This window comes from Microcystis sp. LE19-195.1E, assembly GCF_027532095.1.
Classification (GTDB): domain Bacteria; phylum Cyanobacteriota; class Cyanobacteriia; order Cyanobacteriales; family Microcystaceae; genus Microcystis; species Microcystis aeruginosa.
In genome coordinates, this window is the sequence record NZ_JAPZSZ010000072.1 from 1 (window position 1) to 1,906 (window position 1,906).

At 45.3% G+C, this 1,906-nt stretch carries 2 protein-coding genes; both read right to left on the reverse strand.

The window, feature by feature from the left end:
- A partial coding sequence (locus tag O9300_RS19425; protein ID WP_155119799.1) for a helix-turn-helix domain-containing protein occupies positions 1-57 on the reverse strand: 57 nt, incomplete at its 3' end.
- A gap of 240 nt (positions 58-297) precedes the next feature.
- Positions 298-1,617, reverse strand: a complete 1,320-nt coding sequence (locus O9300_RS04420; protein ID WP_287970280.1) for a four-carbon acid sugar kinase family protein — start codon at positions 1,615-1,617, stop codon at positions 298-300.
- Positions 1,618-1,906 lie beyond the last annotated feature (289 nt).

Genomic DNA, 1,906 nt, shown 5'->3' on the forward strand with positions numbered 1-1,906 from the left:
CAATAGCGACTCTTGTTCGGGTGTGGGGTAAAATCGAAACGAGTAGGCTTTTTCCATGTCTCACATTCTAGCATATATCGTGTAAATGCGCTAATATTTAACGGTAAAGCCGTCGTAGAACGACGGGGTTTCAGACCCAAAATTTTCGATGAACCTTGAGCAGCCAGCAGCAGTGGGAATTATGAATTATGAATTGGGGAGGGGAGAGAAGGGAGAGGGGAGCTTTTTTTCAGTAATCAGTGAACTGAAAACTCACATCTGCTCACTGATAACTGATCACTGATCACTGATTGCCTCCTATTGGCACAAACGTTGATAAACTGTGGCCAAAGCTTGGACATCACCAACGTTACCCGGGAAAAGAACCACAGGTAAATTAGGAAAGAGGGGATGATCGGCTGCTGTACGGACCATGGAGACACCGGGGAGAATCTGACCGAGTAAACGGGCCGATTGCAGGCTTAAACCCGTACTTAAGACATCATTGGAGGTAATTCCGCCTTTACTGATTAAAAAACTGATGTCACTGGGTAAACCCTTAACAATGTCCATTAACAGGGTGGAGACGGCAACCCCAAAATCAAGGCGTTTCTGCACAGAGGCAAAGGTTAACTCTTGCCGACTGGTATAGATCACGGGGGTTTGTTTATTTTTGTGAATAAGCTTGACTTTTTCCAGAGCTTGTGCTAGGAGTTGATCTCGTTGATCGGGATGATCGCGCAATGCCGTCACATCGATTTCGACTCCGACGGTGTTGGGTTGTTGAAGCAGTTCATCTAATTGTTGGCTAGTTTTTTTGACGTGGGAACCGACGATAATTGCCCCGGCTTCCCCCGTGGGCTTATACTTACCCATAGATTCGGGTGCGATCGGTTGAGTTCCTAAATTAGCCAAAGAAGTTAAAATACTGGCGGCACTACGGAATAAAAATTTTTTTCCCTCCCCTGCGGCGGTTAAAATATCTTCAGCAAAGAGATCGAGATCCGCTTGAGTTTCCCCATCTACCACCCCACATTGATTATTTTTGAGCTTTTGCAGTCGTTCTAAACTACCTTGACGGATATCTGCCAGTAAAAATCTTTCCACATCATCTGCTTTAATTTTACCTTTCGTTTTCTCCTCCACATAATCCGGCAGATAACTGTAATGGTAGGCAAAAACCGAATCGCGAGCGAATTCCGTCTCGTGGACGGGAGTGGGAACGCCATCGATGATTAAATAGTGAATACTATCGCGAGTGATTCTGCCCCCCTCAAAAAAGGCTGGAATCAGGAAATGTGCATCAAAACCGCCCAATTCTTCGGCAATAACATCAGTTTCGATCGGATAATGCCCGCGCAGGGTAGAATCGGAACGACTAACCACCAAAAAATCCTCGATTCCCTCTTTAGTTAAGGCAGTTTTCAGGTTATGACAGACTTCTCGCGTGACAGACTCGGCTTTTTCGGGGGTTAAAGCGCGCGTATTCGTCAAAACAAAGAAAATTGGCGCATTATCTGCCAATCCCAAGCGGAGAGTATCTTCATCCCACCGCATCAATAACAGACAACTATGGACTGTTTGGGAACCTGTCGGGTCGTCATCTAAGACTATAATTTTAGGTCTATTATTACTCATATATTTTTTATCAGGATGGGAGGGACGAAGGAACCAAGAGAATCTGGTTAATAGTTTATCGGGTTCTGGTTCCCCATTAAAGTCGTCCCCTCCGCAAGCAACCGCTATCAATCTTGATCACAATCTGTCCAATATAGGATAAGCTATACCTTGACATCCTCGCCGCCCTAAAAGTGCGGCGATTCCTAAACCTCACGATTTAAGTTTCTGCTTCCACCACCGTCGCATACCACAGTTAAAAAACCATGTACTGTCTTACACAGAGTCCACAGACTTTCGCCCCATTTCA